Genomic DNA, 21,939 nt, shown 5'->3' with positions numbered 1-21,939 from the left:
CGATTTTTCATATTGATATATCGAGAATAGGATTAACCCATCGCATCATCCATCTCATCACGGGTCCATCCATGTCCACGCTTCAGTCCGCTCAACCCTTGGCGCCAGCCGCGTCCTCCACGCGCGGGCAGCTCAACGGCATTCTCTTCGTCGCGCTGTTCGCCGCTGCCGTCACGCGCCTCGCTTCCCTGCCCGCCATTTCTGGCCTCGGGATCAGCCCGCTGATCGTCGGCATCGTCGCGGGTGCGATCTACGGCAATGCACTGCGTCACGGCATGCCCGACAGCTGGGCCGCCGGCGTCAACTTCTCCGCGCGCAAGCTGCTGCGCATCGCGGTCGCGTTCTTCGGACTGCGCGTGAGTCTTCAGGAAATCGCGCAAGTAGGCGTGTCGGGATTCACCGTGTCGGTGCTGGTCGTCGTCAGCACGCTCGTCATCGGCACCTGGGCTGGCATGAAGCTGATGAAGCTCGATCGCGATACCGCGCTGCTGACGGCAGCCGGCAGCGCGATCTGCGGCGCGGCCGCAGTGCTCGCGTTCGAATCGACCCTGCAATCGAAGCCGCACAAGAGCGCGATGGCCGTCGGCAGCGTCGTGCTGTTCGGCACGCTCTCGATGTTCCTCTATCCGCTCGCGCTCAATGCCGGCTGGCTGCATCTCGATACGCTCGGCGCGGGCCTGTTCTTCGGCGGCACGATCCACGAAGTGGCGCAGGTCGTCGGCGCGGCGAGCAACGTCAGCCCGGAAGCGACGCATATCGCGACCATCGTGAAGATGACGCGCGTGATGCTCCTCGTGCCGGTGCTGCTCGTGGTCGGCTTCTGGATCAGCCGCTCGCGCAGTGCGTCGGCAGACGGCTCGGCGCAGGGCAAAGGCAAGATCGCGGTGCCCTGGTTCGCGCTCGGCTTTCTCGCGCTCGTCATCGTGAACTCGCTGCACGTGCTGCCGGATGCCGCGACCAGCACGATCAACATGCTCGATACCTTCGCGCTCACGATGGCCATGACGGCGCTCGGCATGGAGACGCGCATCGCGCAGATCCGCCAGGCTGGTCCGCGTGCCCTCGCCACCGGTGCGATCCTGTATGTGTGGCTTGTCGGCGGCGGCCTCTTGATCACGCTCGGCGTCGAACGTCTCTTCGGTTGACGCTTCATTGAAGTACCCGTCGCGCGAGCATCCCCCTCGCGCGACATCGCTTTTTGAAGGAGCACTCATGGAACACGGCGCTCGCACCCAGAACGAGAAGCTCGATGTCAAGACCACGACGTGCTACATGTGCGCATGCCGCTGCGGCATCCGCGTACATCTGCGCGACGGCGAAGTCCGGTACATCGACGGCAATCCGAACCATCCGCTCAATCAAGGCGTGATCTGCGCGAAAGGCGCGTCGGGCATCATGAAGCAGTATTCGCCCGCGCGCCTCACGCAGCCGCTGATGCGAAAACCCGACGCATTGCGCGGCGAAGCGCAGTTCGAGCCGGTCTCGTGGGAGGTCGCGCTCGATACGCTCGAAAAACGGCTCGCGCACCTTCGCGCCACCGATCCGAAAAAGTTCGCGCTCTTCACGGGCCGCGACCAGATGCAGGCGCTGACCGGCCTCTTCGCAAAGAACTTCGGCACGCCCAACTACGCGGCGCACGGCGGCTTCTGCTCGGCGAACATGGCCGCGGGCATGATCTATACGATCGGCGGCTCGTTCTGGGAGTTCGGCGGGCCGGATCTCGATCGCGCGAAACTCTTCTTCATGATCGGCACGGCGGAGGATCATCACTCGAATCCGCTCAAGATCGCCCTATCGAAGTTCAAGCGCGCGGGCGGCCGCTTCATCGCGATCAATCCGATCCGCACGGGCTACGCGGCCATCGCCGACGAATGGGTGCCGATCCGCCCCGGCACCGACGGCGCGCTCTTCATGGCGCTGATCCACGAATTGATCGCCGCCGATGCGTACGACCACGAGTTCGTCACGCGCTATACGAACGCGGCCGAACTGCTCGACATGAACGAAGCGAGCGACACGTTCGGCCTTTTCGTGAAAGACGGCGACGCGCCCGAGCGCAACGCGCTCTTTCCGCAAAATCATCTGTGGTGGGACACGAAGAGCAATCGCGCGGTCGCGCATCATGCCGACGACGCCGAGCCCGCGCTCGATGGCCGCTACACGCTCGACGACGGCACGCCCGTCGCGCCCTCCTTCGCGCTGCTGCGCGAGCAGGCGGCGTCGTGCACGCCCGAATGGGCCGCCGACATCACCGGCATTCCCGCCGCGACGATCAGGCGCCTCGCCGCCGAAATGATTCAGGCGAGCCGCGATCACAAGATCACGCTGCCGATCGAATGGACCGACTGCTGGGGCAAAAAGCACGACTCGGTGACGGGCAATCCCATCGCCTTTCACGCCATGCGCGGGCTCGCCGCGCACTCGAACGGCTTTCAGTCGATCCGCGCGCTCGCGGTGCTGATGTCGCTGCTCGGCACGATCGATCGCCCGGGCGGCTTCCGTCACAAGTCGCCGTTTCCGCGCGCGGTGCCGCCGTCCGCGAAACCGCCGAATCATCCCGATCAGGTCAAGCCGAACACGCCGCTCGCGAGCGGACCGCTCGGCTGGCCCGCCGCGCCCGAGGACCTCTTCATCCACGACGACGGCACGCCCGTGCGCATCGACAAGGCATTCTCGTGGGAGTATCCGCTCGCGGTGCACGGCGTGATGCACAGCGTCATCACGAACGCGTGGCGCGGCGATCCGTATCCCATCGACACATTGATGATCTTCATGGCCAACATGGCATGGAACTCGTCGATGAACACGATGGAAGTGCGCAAGATGCTCGCCGACAGGCACGAAAGCGGCGAGTACAAGATCCCGTTCATCGTCGTGTGCGATGCGTTCCAGTCGGAGATGACTGCGTTCGCCGATCTCATTCTGCCGGACACGACGTATCTCGAACGCCACGACGCGATGTCGATGCTCGATCGCCCGATCTCCGAGTTCGACGGTCCTGTCGATTCGGTGCGCGTGCCGGTCGTGCCGCGCACGGGCGAATGCCGGCCGTTTCAGGAAGTGCTCGTCGAATTGGGCAGCCGGCTCAAGCTGCCCGCGTTCACGACGCCCGAAGGCAAGCGCAAGTATCGGGACTATCCGGATTTCATCGTCAATCATCAGACGGCGCCGGGCTCCGGCGTGGGCTTTCTGATCGGCTGGCGCGGCAAGGACGGAAAGGATGCGCTCGTCGGCGAGCCGAATCCGAATCAATGGGAAGAGTACGCGAAGCACGACTGCGTCTATCACTACACGCTGCCGGAGTCGCTGCAGTACATGCGCAACTGCAACGGACCGTATCTGCAGTTCGCGGTCGACAAGGGTTTTCGCAAGTTCGCCGAGCCGATCCTGATTCAGCTCTATTCCGACGTGATGCAGAAATTCCGCCTCGCCGCGCAGGGACGCACGAAAGGCCGGCAGCCGCCGGAACATCTGCGTGCGCGCATCGAGCAATATTTCGATCCGCTGCCGTTCTGGTACGCGCCGCTCGAACTCGATACGACCGATCTCGCGCAGTATCCGCTCGCGGCCGTCACGCAGCGGCCGATGGCGATGTATCACTCGTGGGACTCGCAAAACGCGTGGCTGCGGCAGATTCACGGCGAGAACCTGCTGTACATGAATCCGCGCATGGCGAAGGCGAACGGCATCGAGGACGGCGGCTGGATCTACGTCGAATCGCAATGGGGCAAGGTGCGCTGCATGGCGCGTTACAGCGAGGCGGTCGAACCGGGAACGGTGTGGACGTGGAACGCGATCGGCAAGGCCGCGGGCGCGTGGAGTCTCGGTCCCGATGCGAACGAATCGCAGCGCGGCTTCCTGCTCAATCACCTCATCACCGACGAGCTTCCGGCCCCGGAACGTGAAGGCATGCGCTTTTCCAACTCCGATCCGATCACCGGACAAGCCGCGTGGTACGACGTGCGCGTGCGCGTCTATCCCGCCGAGGCCGACGCGAACCACACGCTGCCGCAATTCGCGCCAATGCGTCCATCGCCCGGCATGACCGGTTCGATTCAGCGCGTCGTGCAGACATACTTCGCCGGTCGCGGCGAGTTCGCGGCGCGTCTGCGCAACGCCGTCAAGCGCAATACGAACGACTGAAGGAGACCGACATGACCCAAATGGCCCTCGTGATCGATTTGAACGTCTGCGTCGGATGCCACGCTTGCGTGACGAGCTGCAAAGAGTGGAACACGTCCGGCGAAGCAGGCAGTCTCGCGGATCAGCGCCCCTACGACGCCGATCCGTCCGGCACCTTCTTCAACCGCGTGCAGACCTATGAAGCGGGCGAGTTCCCGCTCGCCGAAACGATCCACTTTCCGAAGTCGTGCCTGCACTGCGAGGATCCGCCGTGCGTGCCTGTCTGTCCGACCGGCGCGAGCTACAAGCGCAAGGAAGACGGGCTCGTGCTCGTGGACTTCGACAAGTGCATCGGCTGCAAGTACTGCGCGTGGGCGTGTCCATACGGCGCGCGCGAGCTCGACGAAGAACGCAAGGAGATGACGAAGTGCACGCTGTGCGCCGATCGCATCTACAACGAGGCGTTGCCCGAGCGTGATCGCAAGCCGGCGTGCGTGCTCGCGTGTCCGACCTCGGCGCGGCTCTTCGGCGATATCCACGATCCGGAGTCGGTCGTGTCGAAGGCGATCGAAGAGCGCGGCGGCTATCAGCTGATGCCCGAATGGGACACGAAGCCCGCGAATCACTATTTGCCGCGACGTCCCGTGAATTCTTGCGGCAGTGGCGGCGCGTGCGGCTGCCAGTCCGACGATGCCGCCGCAGCCGACTCGCACGGCGAACTGAATCTCGCGGCGATGGCCGTGCGCGTCTGATTTTCCATCGGAGCTCAAACATGAAACCCGCGTTTTCCGTCGTATTTCTCACGACATTGAGCGGCGCCGCGCAAGGCTTGCTGATCGCGCTGGTCGCCGTCGAGGCGATCGCGAAGCTCGGTTTGATCGCGATGCCTTCGCCGATGCTGTTCATCGTCGGGGCGGCGTTGTCGGTCTTGCTCGGCGGCCTAGGGCTGATCGCCTCGTTCTTTCATCTCGGGCATCCGGAGCGCGCGTGGCGCGCCATCGCGATGTGGCGCACGTCGTGGCTATCGCGCGAATGCCTGTGTCTGCCCGCGTTTCTCGCGTGCGGAGCGCTGTATGGCATCGCGCACTGGCTGGGCGCGCCGTGGACGCTTGCCGTCGGTCTGATCGGTGTGATCGCGTCGGCGGCGCTCTTCGTCTGCACCGCGATGATCTACGCGTGCCTGCGCTTCCTCCAGGAATGGGCGACCCCGCTCACGATGGTCAACTTCGTGCTGCTCGGCTGCGCATCCGGATTCACGCTCGCCACCGCGTGCGCCGCGTGGCTTGCGCCGTCGCTCGCGGCAGGCCTCGCCGCGTGTGCGTGCACGTTGACGCTCGCCGGATGCGCTACGCGCGTCGCCGCATTGAAGCGCAATGCGAAGCTGCGGCCGAAGTCGACCGTGCAGAGCGCGACGGGCATCAAGGGGTCGAACGTCGTGCAGAAATCGCGCGGCTTCACGGCGGGCGCGTTCAACCTGCGCGAGTTCTTTCATGGACGATCGGCACAAGCGATCGCACGCATCAAGTGGACGTTCCTTGCCGGCGCGTTCGGCGTGCCGTTCGTGCTGATGCTGCTCGGGATCAGCGCGCAGTCGGTCGCGCTGTTTTGCCTCGCGGCCGTGACGCAGTATCTGGGGCTCGTCGCCGAGCGATGGTTCTTCTTCGCCGAAGCGCGGCATCCGCAGAACATCTATTACGCGCGGGCGTCGTGATCCGCGACGGACGCGTGCCGCCCGGCACGCGTCTGTCCTTACACCGCACGCTCGAGCGCCTGCGCAAAATCCGCGATCAGATCGTCGATATCTTCGATGCCCGCCGAAAGCCGCAGCATGCCGTCCGAGATGCCCATCGACTTGCGCACTTCCGGGCCGGCTTCGTAGAAGATCGTCGGCGCGACGGGAATGATCAGCGTGCGCGTGTCGCCGAGGCCCGTCGCCTTGACCGGCAGTTGCAGCGCGTTGACGACCTCGATCATGCGATCGGCGTTGCGCAATTCGAACGACAACAGCCACGACGCGCCCTTGAACAGCGCCTGCGCGATCTCGTATTGCGGATGACTCTTCAGCCCCGGATAAAACACGCGCCCGATAGCCTCGTGCTTCTCCAGATACTGCGCGAGCGCGAGCGCATTCTCGCTGCATTTGGCGACGCGCAGCGCGAGCGTTTCCGCGCCCATCGCGATCGAATGCGCCTGCTCCGACGACAGCGATGCGCCCATGTCGCGCTGCCCCTTCTTGCGGATCTGCAGCAAGCCTTGCTCTTTCGACGGCGACTTGCGGTATTCGTCGGCGATGTTCGGATACGCGCTCCAGTCGAACAGCCCCGTATCGGTCACCGCACCGCCGAGCGCCGCGCCATGCCCCGCGATAGTCTTCGTCAGCGAATTGACGACGAGACTCGCGCCGACCGCCTTGGGCCGGAACAGCGCCGGCGACGTGATCGTGTTGTCGACGACATACGCGAGGCCACGCTCGCGGCACAACGCGCCGATGCCTTCGAGATCGGGAATCTGCGTGCCCGGATTCGCGATGGTTTCGACGAACACCATGCGCGTATTCGGCTTGATCGCGTTCGCGACATTATCGGCGGACGTGGCGTCGACCATCGTCACTTCGATGCCGAGCGTGCGCAGCGTGCCGAACAGGCTGTTGGTGTTGCCGAACACGTAGCGGCTCGACACGAGATGATCGCCCGCGCGCAGCAGGGTCAGGAAGACCGCCGTGAGCCCCGCCATGCCGGTGCTGAAGCAGATCGATCCGACGCCCTCTTCGAGACCCGTGATCTTGCGCTCGAGCGCGGCGGTCGTCGGCGTGCCCTGGCGTGCATAGTTGAAGCCGCCTTTCTTCGTGCCCTGAAAGACGCCGATCAGATCCTCCACGCGCTCGAAACCGTACTGCACCGATGTATGGATCGGCTGGCGCACGCCGCCGTGCTCCGTACCCGTGCTTCTGTCGCCGTGAACGATGCCTGTGGTGAAGCCTTGCTTGTCCATCCTTTCTCCGCTGCGTCGAATCGCAAAACATCGATTTTGCACGATTCACGGCGATTCATGGCGCCGTCGCGATACGGGAACGCGTGTTGCTCGGCCGATTCTTCGTCCGCGCGTTTCGTCGCAGGCGGAAAACGCGCACACTCATCTGTCGCCGCCCATGCGGCATGCTCGACGAGGAGCCCTTTCTCATGCCTTACGAACTCCACTACTGGGACGGATTGCAGGGCCGCGGCGAATTCGTGCGGCTCGCGCTGGAAGATGCCGGCGCGCAATACATCGATGTCGCGCGCGAGTCGAAGAAAAGCGGCTACGGCACGGCCGCGATGATGAACGTGCTGAACAGCAAGACGGAACCGCACATCCCTTTTGCCCCGCCGTTCCTGAAAGACGGCGAGCTGATCGTGCCGCACGTCGCGAACATTCTTTTGTATCTCGGGCCGAAGCTGAAGCTCGCGCCGATGGAGGAAGGCCTGCGCTACGTCGCGCATGGCCTGCAACTGACGATCGCCGATTTCGTCACCGAAGTGCATGACACGCATCATCCGCTCGCGACCGATCTGTACTACGAGGACCAGAAGGACGCGGCGAAGATCCGCGCGCAGCGTTTCCTCGACAAGCGCGTGCCCAAGTTCATGAACTACTTCGAGCGCGTGCTGAAGCAGAACCCGCACGGCGACACGCAGATGGTCGGCGACGCGACGACTTACGTCGATCTGTCGATCTTTCAGATCGTCGATGGCCTGCATTACGCCTTTCCGCGCGCGATGAAGAAGTTCGGCGCGCAGTATCCGCGCGTCGCGGCGATTCACGATGCGGTGCTGCAACGGCCGAACATCGCGGCTTATGTCGATTCGGAGCGGCGCATCGCGTTCAACGAATCGGGCATTTTCAGGCACTATCCCGAACTCGATCAGGACGCTTGAACCCTCAACGCAAACCAGGAGCCAGCATGGTAGAAACGATTCCTTCATTCGGTCTCGGCACGTTTCGCGTCGATGCCGCGAAGACCACGAACGCCGTGAAAAGCGCGTTGCAGATCGGCTATCGTCATATCGACACCGCGCAGTTCTACAACAACGAGGCCGCCGTCGGCCAGGGCGTGCGCGAATCGGGCGTGCCGCGCGAGGACATCTGGGTGACCACAAAAGTGTGGTGGGAGCGGCTCTCCCGCGACGCGCTCATCGCGAGCCTCAAGGACAGTCACGCGAAGCTGGATATCGGCACGATCGATCTCGCGCTCGTGCACTGGCCATCGCCCGACGGCGCGGTGCCCATCGCGGAAACGCTCGCGGCGATGCAGGAAGCGCGGCAACTCGGCCTGATCCGGCATTACGGTGTGTCGAACTTCACGGCTGCGTTGCTGGAAGAAGCGCTTAAGGCGCCGGGCGGAAAAGAGATCGTCACCAACCAGTTCGAAGTGAGCCCGTTTCTCGCGAACCGCAAGCTCGTCGACGCGACGCAGCAACTCGGCGTCAAGGTGACCGCCTACATGCCGCTCGGCGAAGGCCGCGCGCACACGGACGCGACGCTCAAGGCGATTGCCGAAAAGCACCACGCGACGCCCGCGCAAGTGACCTTCGCGTGGCTCTTGTCGCGCGATATCGTCGTGCTGTCGGCATCGACGAATCCGGAGCATCAGAAGGCCAACTGGGACGCGCAGAAGCTCAGGCTCGACGCCGACGACATCGCGAAGATCGACGCGCTCGACGAAGGCAAGCGCAACGCGAATCCGCCGTTCGCGCCGAAGTGGTGATGCTTCGCTGATCCTCGATTGACATGCATCAACGGCCGCCGGGCATCGTGAATTTCGATGCCCGGCGGCCTCTTCCCGCAGCAGTGACGGCGTTCATCGCCGCGGCCGCCTCCGCCGGCGACCGCGTCGCACGGCCGCCACTCCGACGAACGGACAGACGCGTCCTGCGTCCTGCAATGCTATTCTTGCGAGTCCCTTATTCCATTTGCTTCTAAGCTTTCCACGATTTCGCAAAAGTGCTCTCATTCCTGCTCAAGCTCCGTACACGCGCGCAACGGCTCTTCCGTCTGTCGGACTCGCATACGATGCTCGTCTGGGCGGTCGTCGTCGGCGTGGCCGGAGCTTTCGCCACCTCCGTCTTTCGCGAAGGCATCGAGATACTCCAGCGTCTGCTGGGCAATCATTCGGAAGGTCTCGTCGCGCTCGCCCGCGGCCTGCCCTGGCCGGTGCGCGTCCTGCTGCCGGCCGTGGGCGGCCTCATCGCGGGCGTCTGTCTGCTGATCGCGCGCAAGCACGCCAGCAAGAATTCGAGCACGGATTACATGGAGGCCGTCACCATCGGCGATGGCGTCGTGCCCGTCTGGCAGAGCGTATGGCGCAGCCTGTCCTCGCTCATCACGATTTCGAGCGGCGGCTCCATCGGCCGCGAGGGATCGATGGTGCAACTGGCCGCGCTCGCGTCGTCGCTGATCGGCCGCTGGGTGCACTTCGATCCGCCGCGCCTGCGTCTGCTCGTCGCGTGCGGCGCGGCGGCGGGGATCACGTCGGCGTACAACGCGCCCATCGCGGGCGCGTTCTTCGTCACCGAACTCGTGCTCGGCTCGATGGCGATGGAAAGCTTCGGGCCGATCGTCGTTTCGTCGGTCGTCGCCAATATCACGATGCGCGAGTTCGCCGGCTACAAGCCACCGTACGAGATGCCGGTGTTCCCGACCGTGACCGGCATCGAAGTGCTGCTTTTCGTCGTGCTCGGGCTGTTGTCGGGCGTGCTCGCGCCGCACTTTCTGCGGCTGCTAGGGGCATCGAAAAAGCGCTTCTCGACCTTGCCGCTGCCCTTGCCCGTGCGTCTCGCCCTTGGCGGCCTGATCGTCGGCGTGATATCGATCTGGTGGCCCGAGGTCTGGGGCAACGGCTACGAAGTCGTGAACTCGCTGCTGCACGAGCCGTGGACCTGGACGGCGCTGCTGACCGTGCTCGTCTTCAAGATCATCGCGACCGCGGCCACGGCCGGCTCGGGCGCGGTGGGCGGTATCTTCACGCCGACACTCTTCGTCGGCGCGGTGCTCGGGTGTCTCTTCGGCATCGGCGTGCACACGATCTGGCCGGACTCCACCTCCGCGCCCTTCGCCTATGCCATGGTCGGCATGGGCGCGTTTCTCGCCGCCGCGACGCACGCGCCGCTCATGGCTATTTTGATGATCTTCGAGATGACGCTCTCGTATCAGGTCATGCTGCCGCTGATGGTCTCGTGCGTGATCGCGTACTTCATCGCGCGCACGTCCGAGCAGACCTCGATGTACGAAGTCACGCTGCGGCGCAATCGTGAGGAGAAAGAGCGTCTGCGTCTCGCCGCAACGCAAATGCGCGAGCTCGTCAAACCCGCCGACACGGTCGTTCCGCTCAGCGCGAACATCAAGGACATGACGCGCGTGTTCCTCGAATATCCCGTGAAGTACCTGTACGTGGTCGATGAAGCCGGGCGCTTCCAGGGCGTGGTCGCGCTGAAGAACATCACCTCCGATCTGCTCGACGACAAGACCTGTGCGTCCAAAACCGCCGCCGATTATCTTCAGCCGCAATTCGACGTGCTCACCCCCGACATGTCGCTCGGCGAAGCGCTGCAGCACTTTCTCGCGTTCCAGGGCGAACGGCTGCCGGTGATCGAGAAAAAGACGCAGCCTCTTTTGCTCGGCGTCGTGTACAAAACCTCGCTTCTGGACGCATACTTCCGTTTGAATCCGACTTCGCGCTGAAAGTGCGCAGCCGTGCAATTTCGCGGCGCGCGACGCGGCGTGCGCGCGTGCTTCGCGCGAGTCGGACCGACTTCACAATTCACTCGAAGTATGTCCGCGCGACGCCCACCCGTCGCGCCCGTGCGCAGAACGCTCCGGCGGACCGCGTGCACGGCGGGCAGCGTAGAGGCTCATCGGCATAGGCTTTGCTTTGAGCTTTTCGCCGCCTACGTGAGGAGGGGTTGCCCGATGAAGACCTCAACGTTGTTGTCGATGGCCCTGGTTTCGGTCTCGTGCTACGCAGCGCCGCTGCACACGAGCTCGACGGATGAGCCCGCCGCAGCCGTTGCCGCGACGCGCGCCGCGTTGCGCGTGAACGCCGCACCCGTCGCGCCGCCCGCGCCGGAAATTTCCGCACAGGATCTCGATCACGCGCGCTGGCGCCACGTGCCGCTGCCGAAGTCGCGCACACCCAGTCACGGCATGGCAAGTCAGGCGATCCAGGTGCAGACCTGACGCCCTTTTCACCGACTCGACACCGGACCTCGTAATGACCGACACGCACGCAAAACACGCCTTGAACGACGAGCCGATCGACGACGAGATCGCCCAGGTATTGCGTCTCGTGAAGTATCCCGCCAACAAGGACGCGATCGTCGATGCGGCGCGCGCCGCGGGCGTTTCCAATGACGTGATCACCGTGTTCGACGGCCTGCCCGAGCAGGACTACACGGATGCGGATTCGGTCGAGCGGCTGCTGGGCAGCAACGGCGGCCCCGGAATCTCGATCTGAAACTGCCGGATCGTGAGCGCGATGCAGGCGCTCGCGGGCAACGTCGCCCAGTTCCGATCAGGTCATACAAATCGTTATTCATCAAAGGCTTAACGCGCAAGCACGCGCCTTTTCAACACTGCTATCCACAGAAATTGTGGATAAGTCGGGCATCGCCTCGACGCGCCTCGCGAGCGCGAAACAGTGGCGCGATCCGCGCCGCACGGGGATTGCCGCGCGAAATCAACAAACTAGGTGAGTCGCCAAGCGGTTTTCCACAGCCCTCTCCCCGTGTGCTGGGGATAAGTTATGCAAAGCCCCGCACGCGTTGATGCAATGTGAAGCGCGCATGACTTTTCCTTGGGCATCAGTCATTTAGCGGACTTCTCGGCGCGTTTTCAACAGAGTGCTCCCCAGTTGACGGGGACAACTCGGGACGACATGCGCGCTCGCTGATTCCGGGAATTCGTGTCCGCTTTGCTTTGTAATACAAAGTAACCCGAGGCATAATCCCCGCACTCGGAATTTGCAAATCTTCGTCGTCGTCATGCGCAGTCGCTTCCACCAACGAACGGGTTCACTGCTGGCATTGCTCGCAATGCTGCTGATCACGTTCGCGCCGGTGGTTTCGCAACTGCTCGCGTCGAACGCGGCTGCGGATGCGTTCACCGCCGAACTTTGCTCGACGCACGCATCGACGATCGAGCGCACCGCCGGCCACCACGCGCCCGAGACGCTCGCTCACTTCGACGATCAGGCGTGCGGCTATTGCCACTTCTTCGCGCACGCGCCCGCGATCTCCGGCACACGCGCATCCGCGACGCTCGAGGTTCCGGCAGGCCGCGCCGTTGTACTCGCGCGGATTCGCGGCGCGCGTCCCGCCCCTCCGTTCACCACGGCGCAGCCACGCGCGCCCCCGGTTCTCATCTGACTTCGTCCGGACGGATCGATGCCTTCGCGGCATCGAACGGCGTCGCACGTCGAAACGCATCGTGCGTCGCCCCACTTCATCACGAATTCGAAGAAGAACCATGCTCACTTTCGCAGCAAGGGGCGGCTTTGCGCCGTCCGTACACCTTCACGCGGGGAAGCGGCTCGCCCGGCAAAGCGCCCTCGTGACCGGCATCACCGCGCTGTTTGCAACGCGCGCATTCGCTCAAGCCGCGCAAGCCGCCGAACCCGCGACGCTTCCCGCCGTGGTCGTGCAGGGGCAAGCGGAACGTTCGCTGACCTCGCAGAACGTCGCCGATCAGAAGCGCGCGCTCGATGCGACGGTCGGCTCCGTCGGCTTCGTCGACAGCGCCGATTATCAGAGCACCTACGCCTTCACGCTGCGCGACGTTCTCAAGAACGTGCCGGGCGTATTCGTGCAGAACCGCTACGGGCAGGAATTGCGCGTGTCCATTCGCGGCTCGGGGCTCGCGCGCGGCTACCATACGCGCGGGCTCGAAATTCTGCAGGACGGCATCCCGACCAATCTCGCGGATGGCAGCGGCGACTACTATCAGATCGACCCGCTCGCACTGCAGTCCGTCGATGTCTACAAGGGCGGCAACGGCCTCGCGTACGGATCGTCGATGATGGGCGGCGCGATCGATTTCGTGACGCCCTCCGCCTACACCGCCGATGCGCCGAACCTGCTGCGTCTCGAAGGCGGCAGCTTCGGCACGGTGAGAGGCAGCGCGCAGTTTTCGCGCGTGATGGGTCCGCTGGATTTCATCGGCACGTTTTCCGTGAATCATGCGGACGGCTATCGCGATCACGAGCGCGGTCAGTACGAGCAGTTCAATGCGAATATCGGCTATCGCTTTTCACCGGATGTCGAGACGCGCTTCTATCTCGGCGCATATGTCGTCGATCAGCAGCTTCCTGGCACGCTGACCCTGAGCGATGCACTGAACGATCCGACCAAGGCATCCGCGAGCGCGCTGTCCGGCGATCAGGCGCGCGATACGCGCACCGAGCGCATCGCCAACAAGACGACGGTCAGGCTCGACGTCGGCCAGCTCGATGTCGTCACCTGGGCGATCCACAAGAGCCTGTATCACCCGATCTTTCAGGTCATCGATCAGGACGGCTGGACCTACGGCTTCGCACCGCGCTATACGGCGACGTTGAACGTGAGCGGGATGCGCAACGACGTCATCGCGGGCGCGCGCTTCTTCGGCGGCAACACGCAGGCGCGCCAGTACGTCAACGTGTCGGGCAACGAAGGCGCGCAAACGCTCGACTCGACGCAAAGCGCCTACAACTACGAGGCGTATGTCGAAGACCGTCTCTTCGTCCTGCCGACCGTCGCGCTGATGGCCGGCTTCAAGGCCCTGCGCGACGTGCGCAAGTATGTCGATCATGGCGGGCTCGCGGCCGATCCGAACTACAAGTCGGCGAGCGAAACCTTCAGCGGCGTGAATCCGAAGCTCGGCGTGCTGTGGCAGCCGAACCGCGAGATCCAGGCCTATGTCGACATCACGCGAAGCCAGGATGTGCCGGACTTCGGCGATCTCACCCAGACCTTCTCGACCACCACGCGCTTCACGCCGCTCACGTCGCAGCACGCTTGGACGCTCGAACTCGGCACACGTGGCACGCGCGATCGCGTGAGCTGGGATCTGACCGCGTATCGCTCGCTCGTGCGCGACCAGTTGCTTCAGTACACGACGAACCCCGACATACCCGCATCCACTTTCAACGCGAACAAGACGGTGCTGCAGGGTATCGAGGCGGGCGTATCGGTCGATGTGTGGCGCGACATCGCGCACGCGGGCGACAAGATCACGCTATCGGGCTTGTGGAACCTGAGCGACTTCCGCTTCAAGGACGATCCGCAGTACGGCAACAACCGCATCGCGGGCGTGCCGGTCAACGTGATGCGCGCGGTGCTCGGCTACTCGCGGCCCAACGGTTTTCATGTGTCCGCTTCGGTCGACTGGGTGCCGGCGGGCGCGTGGGCGGACGACGCCAACACGCTGCGCGTGCCGGGCTATACACTCATCGGCGTTCAGGCGGGGATGGATTTTCGCAATGGCCTCTCGGTGTTTCTGGACGCGCGCAATCTGACCAACAAGCGCTATGTGAGCGACATCAGCACCATCGCGGATGCGCGGACCGCGTCGTCGACCGCGATCTTCTATCCGGGCGAAGGCCGCAGCATCTTCGCGGGCGTGCGCTACGCGTTCTAGCCGCGCGACGATCGGTCAACTGCCGCGATACTGCGCGGCGCTCGCGGGCGCGGGCGCCGCCGGCTTCTTCGCGCCCTTGTCCGTCTTGTCCGTGCTGGCGCCGCTCGCGGCCGCACCCGACGACATATAAGCCGGCGCCGCCTTCGCCTGTTGCTTCTGCCCCGGAGGCGGCGCGCTCGGCGCGCGGCCTATGTCGGCGAGCATCTGCTGGCAAGGCAGAGGCTTGTTGTTGCTCGGCGCGATGAGCGGAATCAGCGCCGCAAACGGATTGATCAGGCCGAGACCGACAGCGGCGGCGCCACGCAGCGCGAGCACCGGACTCACACCGACGTGCGGATCCTTGAAGGTGCCCTTCACGTACAACGGCGAGCGCAGCGAGAAAATGCGCAAGCCCTTCGTATGCGGATGGATGCCGAGATCCATGTCCTCCGTCTTCAGGTTGACCGTGCCATCGACGTTGATGACCGCGTCATCGGTATCGAGTGCGAAGACGCGCGAATCGAGCACGCCGTCGGTCACGACGAAATCGGCCGCCGCGCAGTTGATGTTCACGTCGCGCTTGCCGAAGAGCTTCTCGTACACCACGTTAGCTACGTTCAAGCCCGCGGCCTCCATGTACAGACGGCTGACGGTGCCCTCGGTGATGAGCGCCTTCACCTCGCCGTTGGATGTCGCCGCGAGCGCCGCCGGCGAATTGCCGGTTGCGGAGAGCGCTGCGTCGCCGTTGATCTCGCCGAGCGCTGATTGCATCGTCTTCACGGTCGGGAAAAGCTGCCTGAGCTTCAGATGCCGCGCCTGCGCCGACACACGGCCCTTGAGCGGCGCGGCGCTGCCGTCCAGATGAATGTTCGACGCGAGCGAGCCGCCCGCCACGCCGAACTTGAGCGGCTCGAACGAGAGCACGCCGTCCGTCATCAGCACGTGCGTGTACAGATCGGTGATCGGCAGATCCGGATCCTTGATGATGCGCTGGCCGGTGAACTTCACGTCGGCGTCGATGGCCTTCCATCGATCGGTCTTGAACTCTTCCGTCGGCAGTGCCCTGGAGGACGGCTGCTTCTCCGTTTCGCCGCGCTTCGCCTTGCTCGCGTTCGAATCGGCGCCGATGATCGGCGCGAGATCCTTGAACTGCAACAGATGCGATACGAGCTCGCCTTGCAGCAGCGGACGCGGCTTCCGGCCCACATAGACGAGCGAGCCGTTGATGTCGCTGCCGCCCACGCGTCCGGTGAAGTTCTCGTAATGGAACACGTTGCCGTCTTCGCGGAACTGGCCGGTGAGGCGCCCTTCCGTCGCGAACGGCGGCGTCTCGGGCAAGGTCACGCCGGTGAACGGATAGAGATGCGCCATGCTCACGGCCTGAATCCACAGGCGCAGATCGAGCGCGGCGAGATGCGCCGGATCGGTCACCGTGCCGACGAACGCGATATGCGTGTCGCCGAGCCGCACATCGGCCTGCACGGGGAACGGGCGCTTCGCGTCCTGCACGGCGAGCACGCCGCCGAGCTTGCCGTTGCCCGACACCTTGCCGCCGTTGTAGGTGCCCTTCACGGTCCAGCCGAACGCGTAAGGCGGAATCGACGGCTTGGCCCCGTCCTTGGTCGTGATGCTGGTATTGGCCGACGTGCTCGCCGGGTTGGGCGTCGATGCGTTCGCCGCAGCCGCCGCCGAGGCAGCCGATGCCGCGGACGCTTCGGACGCCGCGGCCGCATCGGCCTGTTTGTCGAGCTTGGCCGCGCCGCTCTTGCCGACCATCTCCGCCGACGACTTCGCCGACGCCGCTTCCTGCTGCTTCATCACGTCGCCGATCGGCACGGGTTGTCCGAGCGTATCCACGACGACGTGCATGTCGGCCTTGGTGACTTCATCGCGCACATCGACGGTGCCCTTCGCGAGCGAGATGTCGCCGAGCTTCAGATTCCACGTCGAAGGCTCGGTCGACTGCTTGAACTTGAAGGTCCAGTTGTTCCGATTGTCCTTGAGCCGTTCGATATCGATCGACGGATTCACGAGATTGATGGTCGGGACCACGATGTCGTGCGCGAGCAGCGGCAGCACGGCCACCTGGAAGTCGATTTCGTCGAGCGTCGCGAAGAATCTCTGGCGCGACCAGTCCGGATTCGCGATGGTGATCTTTTCGGCGGAAAAGCGCGGCCACGGCACCCAGCGCTTCCACCCGGTCTCGTTCGGCGGACGGCGCCAGCCGACCTTCAGGTCGCCCGTAATCTCGAAGCGGCGTCCGATCGCTTCCGATACCTTGTCATCCACCCAGGGCCGCAGCCGGTTCCAGTCGAACGTCAGAAAGATGACCACCAATATTGCAATCAGAACCGCAAGAACGGCAAAAAACCATGCGACGATCTTTCCGATTTTTCCGGTCGTTCGGGCCTGCGCCATGACGGCTCCATCCGTTTTTTCTGATTATGAGTGCGGCAGCACATAGTGTGCCCGCGCATTCGTGCGTCCGCCCGACGCCGAATGTCCGTAAGATGTTCGCTCCAAGAACGAGACCCCACATTCACGATGCCTGATGCGACATCGCCCGAACTCGTCGCGACGCACGGCGCGGTGCGCCGCGACGCGGTGCGCGGCACGGTGCTGCTGCATCCCGCCGATTTCGCGCTGCTTGCGGGCCAGCGCGCGGCGATCACCGGGCCTTCGGGCTCGGGCAAGAGCGTCTTTCTGCGCACGCTCGCGCTTCTCGATGCATGCGATGCCGGCTATGTCACGTGGCGCGCCGAGCGCATCGAACGCTCGCGCATTCCGGCCTATCGGCGGCGCGTCGCGTATATCGCGCAGCGCCCCGCGATGCTCGACGGCACCGTCGAAGACAATCTGCGCTATCCGTTCTCGCTCAGAGCCTATCGCGATACGCATTTCGATCGCGATATCGCAATGCGGCTCGCGCAGGCCGCCGGACGCGGCGCGGACTTTCTCGACAAATTCGCAAGCGATCTGTCCGGCGGCGAAGCGCAGATCGCCGCGCTCGTGCGCGTGCTGCAACTCGCGCCCGATGTGCTGCTGCTCGACGAACCGACCGCATCGCTCGATCCGGCATCGGCCCGCTCGATCGAAGCGCTCGTCTCGGCATGGTTCGACGCCGATGCGGCGCGCGCGTGCATCTGGGTATCGCACGATCCGGATCAGGCGCGGCGCGTCGCCACGCGTCACCTGACGATGCACGCGGGCGTGCTCGGCGAGGATACGCGATGAACAGCTATCAGAACCTCAGCCTCTTCGATATCGGTTTGGCGGCGGCGCTGATCGTCGTCAACGGGGCGCTCTCGGTGGCGCTCGAACTCGGACTCGAGCGCAAGCTCTTCGTCGCCGCGATCCGGACCATCGTGCAACTGCTGCTGATCGGTTATGTGCTCGGCTGGGTTTTCGCGTTCGATCGCTGGTATGTCGTGCTGCCGCTGATGGCGCTGATGACGGTCATCGCCGGTCTCGCCGCATCGAATCGCGGGCGGCGCACCTACGCCGGGCAGCGCGCGGACAGCATCCTGTCGATCTGGGGCAGTTCGTGGCTGATCGGCGCGTTCGGGCTCTTTGCCGTGATCCGGATTCATCCGTGGTACGAGCCGCAATACGCGATACCGATTCTCGGCATGATCCTCGGCAACTGTCTGACGGGCGTGTCGCTGGGCATCGAGCGCATGACCGAAGAGCTCACCTCGGGACGCGCGGCGGTCGAAATGTCGCTCGCGCTCGGCGCCTCGCGTTGGGAAGCGGCGCAAGGGCCCGCGCGCCAGGCCGTGCGCGCGGGCATGATTCCCACCTTGAACCAGATGGCCGTGGTCGGCCTCGTCAGCCTGCCCGGGATGATGACAGGTCAGGTTCTCGCCGGGCAATCGCCGTTGCAGGCGGTGCGGTATCAGATCGTCATCATGTTTTTGATCGCGGCGGCGTCGGGGCTCGGCGTGGTCGGGGCCGTCGTGCTGACTTATCGACGGCTGTTTTCGAGCGACCATCGGTTCATGGCGTCGAAGCTGATCGAGCGAAAGCCCCGCAAGCGCGCCGCGTGACGCGCGCGTTTCACGCGCCGTCGTACGCCCGATCCAGCGCCGCGAGATCCAGCTTGATCATTCCCATCATCGCTTTCATCGTGCGATCGGCCTTCACCGGATCGGGGTCCTGCAGCATCTTGAGCAGGCGCGTCGGCGCGATCTGCCACGTCACGCCGAAGCGGTCCGTGAGCCAGCCGCACGCCATCGACTGGCCGCCGTCCATCAGCTTGTCCCAGTAGTGGTCGATTTCGGCTTGCGAATCGCATTTGATGAACATCGAAATGGCCGGCGTGAACGTGTACTCCGGGCCGCCGTTCAGCGCCATGAAGTCCTCGCCTTCCAGCTCGAACAGCACGGCGAGGACCGTGCCGGCCGGTCCCGGGCTGGATTCGGTATGGCGCATGATCTCCTTGATGCGCGCGCTCTTGAACACACCGAGATAGAAATTCGCGGCCTCCTCGGCCTGGCCGTCGAACCATAGACAGGGCGAAATCTTTTGCATGTGCGTGCCTCCGTGCTCCTGTTGCGTCATTCAATGGATCGGCGCGCGAATCACTGGCGCGGCGCCGAGATCGCGGCTTTCATCTCCTCGGGGCTCACGTCGCGCACGTGCGTCGCGACCGACCATTGATGCCCGAACGGGTCTTCCACACGGCCATAGCGGTCGCCCCAGAACATCTCCTGGACGGGCATGGTCACTTTCGCGCCGGCGTCGGCGGCCTTCTTCTGGGTGGCGTCGGCGTCCTGAACGTACAGATGGATCGTGACCGGCGAGGCGCTGCCCGCTTTCGGGCCGACCATGCCGCAGGACGTGTCTTCGTCGACGAGCATGAGCATGGAATCGCCGATCTTCACCATCGCGTGCATGAGCTTGCCGTTCGGCCCGGGCATGCGGCCCAGCTCGACGGCGTCGAACGCGCGCTTGTAGAACTCGATGGCGTCGGCGGCGCCCGCGCAGACGAGGTGCGGGGTCAGAGAATGCATGCCTTCGGGGATCGGCTTGACGGCGGATTGGGACATGTTTGCTCCGTTGAGTGAACGAGGTGCGCCGGGTTTGGCGCAGCCCTCATACCCTACAACGAACGAAGCGCCCGTCAATTGACATGACTACGCAGGCGGTCGTCAAATTTTTGCACGGGCGCGCAGATAGCTTATTTCGAATGCTGATCGGCAAGCGATTGAATCAGCGCCTCGAGCCGCGAGAAATTGACGGGCTTGGTCAGATGGTCGCGAAAGCCGGCTTCGCGGCAACGGCGAATGTCCTCGTCCATGCCGTAGCCCGTGATCGCCACCGAAGGCTTGTCGGGCTGCAGCTTCTGCCACGCGCGCGCGATATCGAGCCCGCTGCCGTCCGGCAAGCCGATGTCGCTGACGAGCAGATCGAACGGCCCGCTCGTCGCGCGTTCGAGCGCCTCTTCGACGGACACCGCGACCGTCACTTCGTGGCCGAGCATTTCGAGCACTTCGGCCATCGCCGAAGACGTCTGCTCGTTGTCCTCGACGAGCAGCACCTTCAGCGCGCGCCCCTGCGCCTGAGTCGCGGCTTCGACGCGCGGTTCGTCTTCGTGCGCGGGCTGCAGCTTCGCGAGCGGCAGTGTGAGCGTAAAGCGCGCGCCCGTGTCACGGCCTTCGCTGTAGGCGGAAAGCGTGCCGCCGTGCTTCTGCGCCAGCGTGCTCGCGATCGCGAGGCCGAGGCCCAGGCCGCCGAACGAGCGCGTGATCGAATCGTCGGCCTGTTCGAACGCCGAGAAGATGCGCGGCAACGCCTCCGCGCTGATGCCGATGCCGCTGTCCGTCACCGACACGGCGATCGTCGTCGCATCCGGATTCCACGTGTGCACGTCGATGCGCCCGCCCGCCGGCGTGAACTTCACCGCGTTCTTCATCAGATTCCAGACGATCTGCTGAAGCCGCGCGGCATCGCCGAGCACGACGAACTGGCCCGCATCGAAATGCGTGTCGAGCGTCAGACCCTTCGCGCGCAGATCGGCCTCGGACATGTCGAGCGCGCTCGTGAGCAAGGTATCGAACGCGACGCTCGCGAAATTGAGCGACAGCTTGCCGCGCGCGATGCTCGTGAGATCGAGCAGATCGTCGATCAGGCGCGCTTCGAGCTCGACATTGCGGCGGATCAGATCGAGCATCGGATGCGCCTCGCGCGGCAGCGAGTGCTTCATTTCGAGCAAACGCACGGCCGCGAGAATCGGCGTGAGCGGCGTGCGCAATTCATGCGACAGCACCGCCAGGAAGTGGTCTTTCGCGCGATTCGCGGATTCCGCCTGATCCTTCGCGAGCCGCAACGCGTCGGCGGCCATGTGGGCGTCGGTCGCGTCGCGCACGATCTTCGAAAAGCCGATCAGCTCGTTGTGCTCGCTGCGAATCGCCGTCGTCACGCCGGACGCGAAGAACGAATGGCCGTCCTTGCGCCAGAGCCAGCGGTCGTCGCTCGCGCTGCCTTCGCGCCGCGCCGTCTCCAGCTCCGCCTCGAACACGCCCGCCTCGCGGTCTTCCTGCGCATAGAAAATGTTCGCGGACTGGCCGAGCACGTCCGGCGCGGGAAAGCCCAGAATGCGCTCGGAGGCCGCGTTCCACGTACGGATGCGCCCTTCGGGATCGAGCGTGATGACGGCGTAATCCTTCAGCGCGTCGATGAGCAGGCGAAAATGCGTCTCCGTTTCGCGCAACGCACGCTCGACCGCGATGCGTTGCGCACGCTCCGCGCTCTCGCGCATCGCACGGCGCACGACCGCGGGCAGGCGTTGCAGACGCTGCTTCAGCACGTAGTCGGTCGCGCCGCGCTTCAGCATGTCGACGGCATGCTCTTCGCCGAGCAAACCCGACACGAAGATGAACGGCGTATCCGGCGAGCGCTCGCTCGCGATCGTGAGCGCCTCGATGCCCGAGAAGGTCGGCATCACGAAATCGGCGAGGATCACGTCGAAGCGCTTCTTCTCCAGCTCGGCGATGAAAGCCGCGGAGTCGTACACGATCGACGCATCGACCGCATAGTCGGCACGCTCCAACTGGGCGATCGTCAGCTCCGCATCGAGCGCGTTGTCTTCGACGAGAAGCAGATGCAGGGGCTGCATGATCTAGGCGTCCTCTTCAAAGGACGCTTGCGGGCGCAGCGGATCGAGCGGGTTCGTGAACATGGGCGAGGCGC

18 protein-coding genes are annotated in these 21,939 nt (G+C 64.4%); 13 read left to right on the top strand and 5 right to left on the bottom strand.

What is annotated here, in order from left to right:
- Positions 1-71 precede the first annotated feature (71 nt).
- The 4 genes from U4Y90_RS25035 to U4Y90_RS25020 all read left to right on the top strand — a co-directional run bounded on the left by U4Y90_RS25035 (position 72) and on the right by U4Y90_RS25020 (position 5,833).
- A complete protein-coding gene (locus U4Y90_RS25035; RefSeq protein WP_321798583.1) occupies positions 72-1,145 on the top strand; it encodes a YeiH family protein in 1,074 nt (357 codons plus the stop codon).
- 67 nt (positions 1,146-1,212) lie between these two features.
- The gene (locus U4Y90_RS25030; protein ID WP_321798581.1) at positions 1,213-4,143 is read left to right on the top strand and encodes a molybdopterin oxidoreductase family protein; all 2,931 of its coding nucleotides are present in this window, start codon (positions 1,213-1,215) and stop codon (positions 4,141-4,143) included.
- A gap of 11 nt (positions 4,144-4,154) precedes the next feature.
- Positions 4,155-4,874: a 4Fe-4S dicluster domain-containing protein gene (locus U4Y90_RS25025; protein WP_321798580.1), complete on the top strand. Its 720-nt coding sequence runs from the start codon at positions 4,155-4,157 to the stop codon at positions 4,872-4,874.
- A gap of 20 nt (positions 4,875-4,894) precedes the next feature.
- Positions 4,895-5,833 carry a dimethyl sulfoxide reductase anchor subunit family protein gene (locus tag U4Y90_RS25020; protein WP_321798578.1) on the top strand — a complete coding sequence of 313 codons (939 nt, stop codon included), beginning with the start codon at positions 4,895-4,897 and terminating at the stop codon, positions 5,831-5,833.
- Positions 5,834-5,871: 38 nt separating this feature from the next.
- Here the strand turns inward: U4Y90_RS25020 and U4Y90_RS25015 are convergent, their stop codons facing one another.
- Positions 5,872-7,113 (bottom strand): cystathionine gamma-synthase family protein, encoded by a 1,242-nt coding sequence (locus U4Y90_RS25015; protein ID WP_321798577.1) that lies wholly within the window; start codon positions 7,111-7,113, stop codon positions 5,872-5,874.
- Between the two features lie 188 nt (positions 7,114-7,301).
- Between U4Y90_RS25015 and U4Y90_RS25010 the strand changes: the two genes are divergently transcribed.
- From U4Y90_RS25010 to U4Y90_RS24980, 7 genes are all read left to right on the top strand, one after another.
- Complete coding sequence (locus tag U4Y90_RS25010; RefSeq protein WP_321798576.1) at positions 7,302-8,036, top strand: glutathione S-transferase; 735 nt, start codon at positions 7,302-7,304, stop codon at positions 8,034-8,036.
- A 26-nt stretch (positions 8,037-8,062) separates the two neighbouring features.
- A complete protein-coding gene (locus U4Y90_RS25005; protein WP_321798575.1) occupies positions 8,063-8,866 on the top strand; it encodes an aldo/keto reductase in 804 nt (267 codons plus the stop codon).
- 236 nt (positions 8,867-9,102) lie between these two features.
- The gene (locus tag U4Y90_RS25000; protein ID WP_321798573.1) at positions 9,103-10,839 is read left to right on the top strand and encodes a ClcB-like voltage-gated chloride channel protein; all 1,737 of its coding nucleotides are present in this window, start codon (positions 9,103-9,105) and stop codon (positions 10,837-10,839) included.
- 228 nt (positions 10,840-11,067) lie between these two features.
- Positions 11,068-11,334: a hypothetical protein gene (locus tag U4Y90_RS24995; RefSeq protein WP_321798572.1), complete on the top strand. Its 267-nt coding sequence runs from the start codon at positions 11,068-11,070 to the stop codon at positions 11,332-11,334.
- Positions 11,335-11,368: 34 nt separating this feature from the next.
- Positions 11,369-11,611 (top strand): DUF2795 domain-containing protein, encoded by a 243-nt coding sequence (locus U4Y90_RS24990; protein ID WP_321798570.1) that lies wholly within the window; start codon positions 11,369-11,371, stop codon positions 11,609-11,611.
- Between the two features lie 526 nt (positions 11,612-12,137).
- On the top strand, positions 12,138-12,521 hold the full coding sequence (locus U4Y90_RS24985) for a DUF2946 domain-containing protein (protein ID WP_321798569.1): 384 nt from the start codon (positions 12,138-12,140) through the stop codon (positions 12,519-12,521).
- A gap of 100 nt (positions 12,522-12,621) precedes the next feature.
- The gene (locus U4Y90_RS24980; protein ID WP_321798567.1) at positions 12,622-14,769 is read left to right on the top strand and encodes a TonB-dependent receptor; all 2,148 of its coding nucleotides are present in this window, start codon (positions 12,622-12,624) and stop codon (positions 14,767-14,769) included.
- A 15-nt stretch (positions 14,770-14,784) separates the two neighbouring features.
- On the opposite strand, the gene U4Y90_RS24975 is transcribed toward U4Y90_RS24980, so the two are convergent.
- Complete coding sequence (locus U4Y90_RS24975) at positions 14,785-17,166, bottom strand: AsmA family protein (protein WP_321798566.1); 2,382 nt, start codon at positions 17,164-17,166, stop codon at positions 14,785-14,787.
- 126 nt (positions 17,167-17,292) lie between these two features.
- Between U4Y90_RS24975 and U4Y90_RS24970 the strand changes: the two genes are divergently transcribed.
- On the top strand, positions 17,293-17,982 hold the full coding sequence (locus tag U4Y90_RS24970; protein ID WP_321798565.1) for an ATP-binding cassette domain-containing protein: 690 nt from the start codon (positions 17,293-17,295) through the stop codon (positions 17,980-17,982).
- Entirely contained in the window at positions 17,979-18,794 is an 816-nt protein-coding gene (locus U4Y90_RS24965) for an ABC transporter permease (RefSeq protein ID WP_321798564.1), read from the top strand. The genes U4Y90_RS24970 and U4Y90_RS24965 overlap by 4 nt, the downstream gene beginning before the upstream one ends.
- Positions 18,795-18,804: 10 nt before the next feature.
- Here U4Y90_RS24965 and U4Y90_RS24960 read toward each other — a convergent pair whose 3' ends face one another.
- The 3 genes from U4Y90_RS24960 to U4Y90_RS24950 form a co-directional block, all read right to left on the bottom strand.
- A complete protein-coding gene (locus U4Y90_RS24960; RefSeq protein WP_321798562.1) occupies positions 18,805-19,278 on the bottom strand; it encodes a VOC family protein in 474 nt (157 codons plus the stop codon).
- 50 nt (positions 19,279-19,328) lie between these two features.
- Positions 19,329-19,796, bottom strand: a complete 468-nt coding sequence (locus tag U4Y90_RS24955) for a VOC family protein (protein WP_321798561.1) — start codon at positions 19,794-19,796, stop codon at positions 19,329-19,331.
- Between the two features lie 131 nt (positions 19,797-19,927).
- On the bottom strand, positions 19,928-21,865 hold the full coding sequence (locus U4Y90_RS24950; protein WP_321798559.1) for a response regulator: 1,938 nt from the start codon (positions 21,863-21,865) through the stop codon (positions 19,928-19,930).
- Between the last annotated feature and the right edge of the window lie 74 nt (positions 21,866-21,939).

It is taken from the genome of Caballeronia sp. J97, assembly GCF_905220305.1.
GTDB lineage: Bacteria > Pseudomonadota > Gammaproteobacteria > Burkholderiales > Burkholderiaceae > Caballeronia.
Note: the sequence above shows the minus strand (reverse complement) of the source record. Positions and strands in the feature narration are given on the sequence as shown.

Coding starts and splice junctions, on each gene's coding strand:
- U4Y90_RS24970 (WP_321798565.1), top strand. CDS start 17,293: ATGCCTGATGCGACATCGCCCGAACTCGTCGCGACGCACGGCGCGGTG.
- U4Y90_RS24950 (WP_321798559.1), bottom strand. CDS start 21,865: ATGCAGCCCCTGCATCTGCTTCTCGTCGAAGACAACGCGCTCGATGCG.
- U4Y90_RS25020 (WP_321798578.1), top strand. CDS start 4,895: ATGAAACCCGCGTTTTCCGTCGTATTTCTCACGACATTGAGCGGCGCC.
- U4Y90_RS25035 (WP_321798583.1), top strand. CDS start 72: ATGTCCACGCTTCAGTCCGCTCAACCCTTGGCGCCAGCCGCGTCCTCC.
- U4Y90_RS24975 (WP_321798566.1), bottom strand. CDS start 17,166: ATGGCGCAGGCCCGAACGACCGGAAAAATCGGAAAGATCGTCGCATGG.
- U4Y90_RS25005 (WP_321798575.1), top strand. CDS start 8,063: ATGGTAGAAACGATTCCTTCATTCGGTCTCGGCACGTTTCGCGTCGAT.
- U4Y90_RS24955 (WP_321798561.1), bottom strand. CDS start 19,796: ATGTCCCAATCCGCCGTCAAGCCGATCCCCGAAGGCATGCATTCTCTG.
- U4Y90_RS24985 (WP_321798569.1), top strand. CDS start 12,138: ATGCGCAGTCGCTTCCACCAACGAACGGGTTCACTGCTGGCATTGCTC.
- U4Y90_RS24960 (WP_321798562.1), bottom strand. CDS start 19,278: ATGCAAAAGATTTCGCCCTGTCTATGGTTCGACGGCCAGGCCGAGGAG.
- U4Y90_RS24980 (WP_321798567.1), top strand. CDS start 12,622: ATGCTCACTTTCGCAGCAAGGGGCGGCTTTGCGCCGTCCGTACACCTT.
- U4Y90_RS25025 (WP_321798580.1), top strand. CDS start 4,155: ATGACCCAAATGGCCCTCGTGATCGATTTGAACGTCTGCGTCGGATGC.
- U4Y90_RS25015 (WP_321798577.1), bottom strand. CDS start 7,113: ATGGACAAGCAAGGCTTCACCACAGGCATCGTTCACGGCGACAGAAGC.
- U4Y90_RS24965 (WP_321798564.1), top strand. CDS start 17,979: ATGAACAGCTATCAGAACCTCAGCCTCTTCGATATCGGTTTGGCGGCG.
- U4Y90_RS25030 (WP_321798581.1), top strand. CDS start 1,213: ATGGAACACGGCGCTCGCACCCAGAACGAGAAGCTCGATGTCAAGACC.
- U4Y90_RS25010 (WP_321798576.1), top strand. CDS start 7,302: ATGCCTTACGAACTCCACTACTGGGACGGATTGCAGGGCCGCGGCGAA.
- U4Y90_RS24990 (WP_321798570.1), top strand. CDS start 11,369: ATGACCGACACGCACGCAAAACACGCCTTGAACGACGAGCCGATCGAC.
- U4Y90_RS24995 (WP_321798572.1), top strand. CDS start 11,068: ATGAAGACCTCAACGTTGTTGTCGATGGCCCTGGTTTCGGTCTCGTGC.